General features: G+C 46.7%; 5 protein-coding genes and 1 pseudogene. 3 read left to right on the top strand and 3 right to left on the bottom strand.

From position 1 onward, the window contains the following. A partial coding sequence (locus H6F50_RS22245; RefSeq protein WP_190430382.1) for a hypothetical protein occupies nucleotides 1–242 on the bottom strand: 242 nt, incomplete at its 3' end. A gap of 715 nt (nucleotides 243–957) precedes the next feature. Next, a complete protein-coding gene (locus tag H6F50_RS22250) occupies nucleotides 958–5,751 on the bottom strand; it encodes a CHAT domain-containing protein (protein WP_190430383.1) in 4,794 nt (1,597 codons plus the stop codon). 926 nt (nucleotides 5,752–6,677) lie between these two features. On the opposite strand from H6F50_RS22250, the gene H6F50_RS22255 reads away from it, so the two are divergent. Further along, on the top strand, nucleotides 6,678–7,382 hold the full coding sequence (locus tag H6F50_RS22255) for a DUF547 domain-containing protein (RefSeq protein WP_190430384.1): 705 nt from the start codon (nucleotides 6,678–6,680) through the stop codon (nucleotides 7,380–7,382). Between the two features lie 3 nt (nucleotides 7,383–7,385). Here H6F50_RS22255 and H6F50_RS22260 read toward each other — a convergent pair whose 3' ends face one another. Next, entirely contained in the window at nucleotides 7,386–7,538 is a 153-nt protein-coding gene (locus H6F50_RS22260; RefSeq protein WP_190430385.1) for a hypothetical protein, read from the bottom strand. Nucleotides 7,539–7,637: 99 nt separating this feature from the next. On the opposite strand from H6F50_RS22260, the gene H6F50_RS28070 reads away from it, so the two are divergent. Together H6F50_RS28070 and H6F50_RS28075 are read left to right on the top strand one after the other, a co-directional pair. After that, nucleotides 7,638–8,291 (top strand): hypothetical protein, encoded by a 654-nt coding sequence (locus H6F50_RS28070; RefSeq protein WP_347277200.1) that lies wholly within the window; start codon nucleotides 7,638–7,640, stop codon nucleotides 8,289–8,291. A gap of 60 nt (nucleotides 8,292–8,351) precedes the next feature. Beyond that, a pseudogene (locus tag H6F50_RS28075) lies at nucleotides 8,352–8,975 on the top strand (IS4 family transposase); the annotation flags it as partial. Between the last annotated feature and the right edge of the window lie 177 nt (nucleotides 8,976–9,152).

Raw genomic sequence — 9,152 nt, forward strand, 5'->3', positions numbered from 1 at the left:
GATAGGGCGCGAACAAAGGTGTCGTACACAGCCCCTCGAAACAGGGCTTTGCCTAGTAGGGTGCCGTATTCCCTCTCGTTTTCTTGCTGTTGAGTGAGTTCGTTAAAGTCATCTTGGCTTAGCTCAAGAGTCTCTTTTGAATGGATGGTTAGCCCATCCGGTTGCTTACACCTGACAACAATAGGCCAGCTACTATCGCCTGACTTGCTTTGGATGGTAATCTCAAACTCAAAGGCGTTCATGGGTCATGTCCTTGCGATTATTTCTCGCTCTCCATATTTTAGATAACCAATTATCTGCATTAAAAGACTATTTATAAAGTAAATATGAAAGCGACAGAACCTAATTATGAAACAGCATAAAATATATACATCTGAAGTGTAGTCAATAGTCCTCTTCTAACATTCTAAGTAGAAAAAAATAAGAACAAACTGTTGCTAATAGTTTGATAGTCAAACATCTCTAACTGCATGTGCAGACTAAACTGCAAAACTTTGGGATTTACAAGACAACATTTTGCTCGATATTGACGGGAATACTAACAATGTCTACACCGTTGCCTTTTCACCCACTATGGAACATATCATCACAGCATCCCACAAGACAGCCAAGAGATGGGATAGAAAAGGAAACATTGTTAGCATATTAAGTAAAAATACGTCATTTTTGAGGTAAGCTTACTTCTCACTTCTATGGGCAAAGGGTCATTACCGCAGCAGGGGACGGAGCGGTAAGAGTATGGCTCTTGGTCGAATCCATAGACTCCTGCTTGTGTGACGCGGGCGTAGATATTTATCAGATCGCCGAAGCTGACCTTGAAGTATGAAATAGATGTAGCGGTTTGTCAAAAGTATGTCTGAAGGTTTTGAACTGGAAATTTTTGAACTCGGTTCATAGCGCTTGCATCCCTGGTTTTCACTGGCGATAGTGGCTCTCATTTCCCTAACGGTAATAGTCTCACTTGGCTTTGGAGAGATTACTAGAAATGCCAATACCATCACAAATGTGACGTTTTTCAGGCATCAGTTCGGAATCTGGGCTATTGATGAGATAGTCGTGTACCCAAGTGCAACCGCGCACTATCAGCTCATCTAATCCTTCCACCCGCCACAACTTAACTGTTCCATCTTCACCACCCGTAGCTAGAAGCTTGCCATCAAGACTAAAACCGACGCTCTTGACTTCACCTTTATGGCCTTTGAATACGGCTACCTCTTGACCGGATACATCCCATAGACGAGCAGTTGAATCAGCTCCGGCAGTTGCTAGCAGCTTACCATCGTTACTCCAACGGAGTTTAAGCACCGCACCTATATGACCTTTCAATTCCTTTAGTTGATGACCGTCCAAATCCCACAAGCGGACAGTGCGATCGTTACTAGCTGTAGCCAGTTTCTGACCATCATTGCTCCAAATGACGCTGTTGATCCAGTCTCGATGCGCTGGGAATTCCTTTAGCTGCTGACCAGACAAATCCCACAAGCGAACGATACCATCCGCTCCTGAAGTCGCTAAAAGTTTGCCATCCGGGCTAAAACTGACACTCAGGACGGCACCTTTATGACCTTTGAATTCTCTCAGTTGCTGACCGGACAAATCCCACAAACGAATGGTGCTATCCTTCCCTGATGTAGCTAAAAGTTTACCATCCGGGCTAAAGTTCAGACCCAAAACTGCACCTTTATGACCATTGAATTCTCGCCGTTGCTTACCAAATAAACTCCATAAGCGAGCGGTGCCATCCTCTCCTGATGTAGCTAAAAGTTTGCCATTTGGGCTAAAACTAACTTTCCATACTACACCTTTATGACCTTTGAATTCCCCTAATTGCTCGCCTGATAAATAATCCCACAGGCGGACAGTGCCATCAGCTCCAGCCGTCGCCAGCATCTCACCATCGGGGCTAACACTGACACTCCATACTGCGCCTTTGTGCCCCTTGAAATCAATTAGCTGCTGGCGAGCTTGCAAATCCCACAAGCGGACTGTGTTGTCATATCCAGCTGTAGCCAAACGCTTGCCATCATAACTGAAAATAACACTCCTAACTGAGTCCGAATGCCCTTTAAATTCCCTCAATAGTTTTCCCTTCAAATCCCAAAAGCGAACAACACCGTCCTTGGAACCAGTGGCGAGATTCTGACCATCAGGACTAAAACTGACGCTAAACACCCAGTCTCGATGTCCTGACAATTCTCTCAACTCTTTTCCTTTTAAATCCCACAACTTGACAGTGCTGTCCATAGAGGCGGTGGCAAGTTTTTGACCATCGGGACTAAAACTAACACTAAACACTGTATCTTTATGCCCCAGGAATTCGCTTAATAGTTTTCCGTCTAAGTCCCACAACTTGGCGGTACCGTCCCCAGAACCCGTAGCGATGGTCTTACCATCCGGGCTAAAACTGATGCCCCACACTACTTTTTTATTAATACTGGTATTATGGGCAGGAAATTCTTTGATTAAATTTCCCTCCAAACTCCACAAGCGAACAATACCATCCCCAGAACCCGTGGCAACAGTCTGACCATCAGGGCTGAAAGTGATGTTAAATACCCCCTTTTCCTGTGTAGGAAATTCTCTTAATACTCTCCCCTTCAAATCCCACAATTTTGCAGTTCCATCTTCAGCACCCGTTGCTAGTATCTGACCATTGGGACTAAAGTTGACATTTCTAATCCGCTCTGTCGTCGCTACAAATTTAATGAGTTCTTTGCCATGTAAATCTGATAAACGAACTGTGCCATCAACTCCAGTACTCGCCAGCATCTGACCGTCTGAGCTAAAACTGACATCTGTAACTGAGCGTTCATACCCTTCTAAGCGATTGAGTTCTCTGACTTCAGAAGTTACTTTTTGCAGCCTGCCCCTGACTTCGTTTATTAAGGTTGCTTTTGATATCCACAGCTGCTTAACTTCTTTTCCAGCTTGTAAACTTCCTATCAATGCCTCTAATTGATCCACTTCCAACTTAGCTTCTGAGGAAGCACTTAACGCCTGAATACGCTCGATTTCTGCTTGCCGCCACTGATATCCAGCAAAGATTGCAAATCCAGCAAAGACAAAAGCTGAGCTGACCGCAGCGAAAAGCAAGCGATGTCTGCGTTGTCTTTCTTGCTTGCGAATGCGATCGCGCAATTCCAAACAAGCGTTGACATATGCCGCCTCTTCTTGATTCAGATGCACAAATTTTGGGTGCTGCAAGAGCATTTGGGCGTCTTCTAATCGTCCGCCCTGATGAATCAGATAACTTTCTTGGTCTGGTTGCTCTTTATGGTTATACCAATCCTCCGTCGCCTGATTGATGCTCTCTCTCAGTTGCAAGTCGCTCCGATTCTGGCTTAACCACTCCTGCAACGTAGGCCAATAGCGGATTAAAGCTTCGTGGGCGACTTCTACTTCTTCCTTCCCGGTACTTTTGTTCCGACTGGTAACGACTAGCCGTACCCCCTCACCAGCTAGCTGCTGTACCAACTTCTTCGTCTCTGCCAGATTGCTCCCGCTTGGCACCAGATCCTCTAACTCCACTCGCTGGCGGGTGTCCCGTCGCTTCTCTTCCTGTACGGCATTCTTATCCAAGCGAGTTAAGCGCAAGAAAATATTCTGGACTTGCTCTTGTTCCTTGGCTGGTAGGCTATTGTAAAAATCATCGGCAGTTTTCGCGATCGCCTGCTGGACTTTACCAATTGCTTGGTACTCTTCATCGCACAGCCACCGTCCCCGCCGTCGCTTCCACAGCTCCTGCAACGCATATTGCAGCAGTGGCATTGCCCCTGGCTCTCCTTGCACATCATTGAGAATCGAGTGGCTCAAGCCAGCTTCAAAGCGCAACCCTCCCCCATCTGCCTGCATCTTCATCGCTGTAATTAGTTCGGCAGGTTCCATCGGTCCAACCAATTTTTGCCGGGTTTCAATCCGCTTTCTCAGTTCGGGGTAGAAGGTACACTCTCCCAAAAAATCCGCCCGCATCGTAATTACAACTTTCCGCCGCTCGGCAAGGTGTAACAACTTGTCGATAAATTCTTGGCGATTGGCTTTATCCTCGCAAAGGGTGAACAGTTCCTCAAATTGGTCTACCACCAGTACCGAAGGCTGTTGGGATACCTTTAACAGTATTTCTAATTGTTTCAGCGGCTCGTTGCTTGGCGTGATGCGAACCGACTGTAGGCTTGGCTCCTGTTTAAGCTTCGGAATCAGTCCAGCTAGTACCACCGATGATTTGCCGCTGCCCGAAGCACCGATAACAGCTAAGAAATTATCCTTCGCCAGTTCTTTTTGTAAGTCTCTAATCAGCTCATCGCGCCCAAAAAAGAACTTGTGGAATTGTTCCTCAGCAAAGGAAGATAGACCGGGAAAAGGACACTCAGCCTGGTAGGGTGGTGGTTCCTTACCCATAGCCGAGAGAGCATCAAAGCTAATTTCCAGAACTTGATCGCACAAGTTATCGATCTCAATTAAAGCCTGCTGGCGCTCTTCACGGGCGGTGCGTGACTCGGCTCCTTGGGTATCTTTGAGCGTCTCTACCTGCGTTTTAAACCTCTGCTTGAGTACGGAGGCATTAGGAGCGCGTTCTGCGAGGAATTTGCTTAGCTTCGCAATCCCATACTCGATTTCCTCGTCGGTTAAATCCCGATTGTCGAGGCGATCGCTAAATAAGGGACGCCCACCCAAACGGCTAAATAAAGCCGGAACCGTAATGTCGTGGCGCTTTCCCAGTCCGGCTGTCGCCTGTTGTAGCGCTATGTCTACTTCTCCGGACTCTCTCAGTCGTCGGTAAAAGTTCTGTCCTAGAGCCAAGCCTGTCTCTACGCTCACCTTGCGAGTCATCGCTACTACAGCAGGCATTCCCAAATTTCTCACCAATCTTTGACCTAATCCACCTAATCCTGCTTCTGCTCTAGGATCGGCACTCTCGCAAGTACAGAGGAAGGCAAAGTGCGGTAAACTCCTTTGATGATTGCCAATATTCTTTAGCTCTGAGAGTAATTCTTCTCCAGTAATTGGCAGAACTTGATTGTCGGCTTTTGCCCAATACAGAACAGTTTCTCCGTTATCAAGTAGCTTGCCGTGGGCGACAAAGTGCAGTAATGTGTATGGTTTTTTGGCATTGATTAGTTGCTTGGAAAGTTCTTGTAGCGTCGGGGGTCCGATAGCACCTGCAACATTATTTGCCAAAATATCGTGAGGAATTTCACCAAGCGCTTCCTTGACTCCGGATAAAACAGCTTCCACATCAAAAGGTGCTAATTGAAACTTGCCGATATTCGAGGGACTTGCTACTAGTACAAGGGCATGTAAGTCACGCCGTCCAATCGGGGGAAAGCGGCGATCGATAATAGTAGGAATATAAATGGAAAAGGGAACGCGCTGATCGCGGGCTAAAAGATGCCAACTTCCGTCAGTATCAATCGGGGCGCACAGCCTTTCCCAATGCAATATTTTGAGTTCGTCATTTTCAGCCGCTTCAATCGAGAGCAGAATTCGCAAGGGGGAGTCCTGGCTGCTTTTGGATAAAGCACGAATAAATGTTTCGCGCACCTCCCCTTGAAACAGGGCTTTGCCTAGTAAGGTACCGTATTCTTTCTCGTTTTCTTGCTGTTGGGTGAGTTGGTGAAAGTTATCCTGACTTAGCTGTAGGGTTTCTTTTGAATGGATAGTTAGTCCGTCCGGTTGCTTACACCTGACAACAATAGGCCAGCTACTAACACCTGACTTGCTCTGAATGGTAATCTCGAACTCAAAGGCGTTCATGCGTCATTTCCTTGTGATTATTTCTCGCTCTCCAGATGTCGGAAAACAAATATTCTGCGGGTATTATGAGACTATAAGTACAGTGAGTAGTTCTTTTGTGTCACTTTAGATAAAAGAAAAATAATATAGCAGTTCTCATTTGTATACAGTACACTTTTGCTCTTTATTTGGAATCAGAGAGAGGCTTAGAAGTTAGCCCCTTGCTCGATTCCGGGAACTCTGTTGGAAGTTAGGCATTGAGTGTAGTTGACTCAATCGAGAAGCACTATAACGCTTTTTTGCCACTATCAGCAGAGCAAAATTTTAACCCCCTTGCAACGAGATACTTTTACTATATTTTGGTCTGGGTTTGTCTCAGTTTCCCCTCGCTTAAATAATTTTTAATAATAGTTTTTGTTAATCAGATGGGTTGTTGGCTTTTCAACTTCATTAAAAATAATAACAGACAAGTTGATAATCGCTTAATTATTAAAGGTTAGGCTTATAAAAAATGGGTTTATTAAAACCGAAACCAGTTGAAAATCATGTCAATTGTCTGATCATAATTCCCCTCATGGCTATATAGATAAAAACCTCCGAGGTTTCGGGTAGTCTTTGATAATCGCCAGCTAAACACACGTTAGGTTGCGCTTGATATGCTTTAGTCATTCGCGTGCGCGTGGTGCTGATATTTGCAATTTCAGCTTCAGCCTTGTGAGCTTTTTTACAACTACCCCTACCTTTTAAAGCATCCTTTAAAAAGAGAGGGGAGTTCAATTCTTCTCCCTTCCCTTATCGAGAATCACACATCTTGCACCAGTTGCATTGCAATAACCCGCCGAGAAATAAATTTCTGGGTGGGTTTTGAGGCTGACCCTTGAAGAGTGCAAGAGGTCAGGAACTTTAATATGGGGTTAGATTTGTCCGCTCGGAGAAAGTATTGAGCCATGATCGACTTTACAGTTTGGGATGAGCTACTGCGCCGATACGTGGATCTAGAAGGTCGCGTCGATTATCATGCTTGGTCTTCAGAGCGATCGCAAGCGCTTTCACAATGGCTGAATTCCTTGCAGGAAGTAGATTTGGGGGATTATCCCAACCTAGATGAACGGTTAGCGCTGTGGCTGAATTTATATAATGCGATTGCGATCAATCAAGTTCTAGCACGCTATCCCATCCCATCCATCCGACCGAAGATTTTAGGAATTCCCAACTGGCTTATCTTCCTGTTGTTCTTCATCCGTCCCGTCTATTCCTTTGCAGGTAAGCGCTACAGCCTCAACCAAATCGAACATGGCATCCTCCGCCGCGAATTTGACGAACCCCGCATCCACTTTGCTCTGGTTTGTGCTTCTATTGGTTGTCCGTTGTTGCGAAATGGTGCATATTTTCCTGAATCGGTGCGGAATCAGTTAGAGGATGACGCTAGCCGTTTTATTAACAATCCCGATAAAGTTCGCTACGATTCCCAAACGGGAACGCTTTACTGTAGCAAAATTTTCAAGTGGTACAAGAGCGATTTACTGAAAGTCGCACCTTCAATTCCTGAATACATCCGCTTGTATTTAAAAACCGACGTGCCTCTTGACGCTTCAACGCCGATTTCCTATCTCTATTACGACTGGAATCTGAATGAAAAAAAGAGTTATTAGTTGTTAGTTGAGCGACAGCAGATGCACTTTGATATCAAATTCAGCAATTACCCACTCCCCGGAACCCCACCCCGCCTCCACCTGCGGCTCCGACTCCCCTCTCCGCTTGCGGCTACCGTGTATACATAAGTCGCCCTGAAACAATCTGAATCGCATCAAAGAGCGCAAAATGATGGAGAATCCGATCCTTATCCATGCCCAACAGTTCAAAGGAGCAGCGTTTGGAGACCGACGCCTGCAAAAAAGGGGGCATCATTGTACGAGGGCATCTGTGAGCATCAATCGGTAAACATTCGCCAGATCAGTCGAGACTGGGCACAACAGATGGGATACTACCGCTTTTTAGAGAATCAGCAAGTGAGTCTGAGCGAGTTAGCCAAAAGTTTGTCCGCTCACTGCCAGCAACAAGTGGAAGGACTGCATGTGCTGGCAGTTAGTGATAGCAGTGAGATTAACTTACAAGCTCATGCAGGACGCCTGAAGCCGGAAGGCTTAGGGGTGGTGGGCAACAACCAAGACTTAGGATTTTTCATTCATCCGACATTGGCGTTGAATGCGGCGAGTGGGTTTCCATTGGGTATCAGTAGCGTCCAAATGTGGAGTCGTCCAGCCGAACGTCCAGACAAGCACACTCGGCGCTACAAACAGTTGCCGATTCAGGAAAAAGAATCCCTCAAGTGGCTAGAGTCCGCCGCCTCAAGTCAGCGATGCTTTGAGCTTGGGGGTGCAACAACCGTGACCTACATTGGCGACCGAGAAGCGGATATATATGAACAATGGGTGACGGTTCCCAACCACCAGACACACGTACTAATCAGAGCTTGCCGCGACCGATTGTTGGTAGGCACTAGAGAAACCCCGTTTACTCACTTGAGCCAACAGCCGCGGGCACCTATACGTTGCAGGTGATGGCAGATGAGCGCAAAAAACGTGTTGCTCGTGAAGCGTTAATGACAACTCCGGTATTGCCGGGTGCAATGCCTTCGTCCTCGACGGCTCGACGGGACAGATTACCCCCACTCAGTGGTACTCTATGCCGTTGAAGCTGTGGAAATTAATCCTCCACCGGGACAAGCCCCAGTGCATTGGCGCTTGCTGACGACACATCGAGTGGTGTGCCTGGAGCAAGCCCTCCAAGTGATTGCGTGGTACGGTTGGCGTTGGAGAATTGAACAACTGTTTGCCACTCTCAAACAAAGTGGCTTGAATCTGGAAGCGACTCAACTCGAATCTGGAGCAGCCATTCAACGTCTATGTGTATTGGCGCTGTCTGCTGCTGTGCGCGTGCTTCAGTTGACTCAAGGGCGTGAAGACGTCACTCAATCAGCAACAGTCGTCTTTTGTGATGCCCAGCAGCGTTGCCTGACAGAGCTTGCACCCACTCTCAATGGTCGCACCCCAAAACAACACAACCCTTTTCCTCCCCTAACGTTGGCTTGGGCATCTTGGTTGATTGCTCGTTTAGGCGGTTGGTCTGGCTATCAAAGCCAACGGGTTCCCGGAATTGTCACTCTTTTTCAGGGTCTGCGACAGTTTGATTCCCTGTTTCTCGGTTGGTCTTTAGCTTCTTGCCCAGATGTGTATACACGGTAGCCCAAGAGGAGAGGGGCTGGGGGTGAGGTTCCGCCTTTATATTGCACGCTATAAATCCGTTTAATAGACTTAATCGGAAATAGAGTAGTTTAGAAGTGAAGGGTTGTTGCTCGAAGACCGAGGTGTTTACGATGTTGAGCTACGGCGCTATCCACAATAAACCTCATGTGTTTCAAA

Origin of the sequence: Coleofasciculus sp. FACHB-712 (assembly GCF_014695635.1) — a bacterium.
GTDB lineage: Bacteria > Cyanobacteriota > Cyanobacteriia > Cyanobacteriales > FACHB-T130 > FACHB-T130.

Bases quoted from the DNA above. Each gene is read 5' to 3' on its own strand.
- H6F50_RS22250 (WP_190430383.1), bottom strand. From the start codon at position 5,751: ATGAACGCCTTTGAGTTCGAGATTACCATTCAGAGCAAGTCAGGTGTT.
- H6F50_RS22255 (WP_190430384.1), top strand. From the start codon at position 6,678: ATGATCGACTTTACAGTTTGGGATGAGCTACTGCGCCGATACGTGGAT.
- H6F50_RS22260 (WP_190430385.1), bottom strand. From the start codon at position 7,538: ATGCGATTCAGATTGTTTCAGGGCGACTTATGTATACACGGTAGCCGC.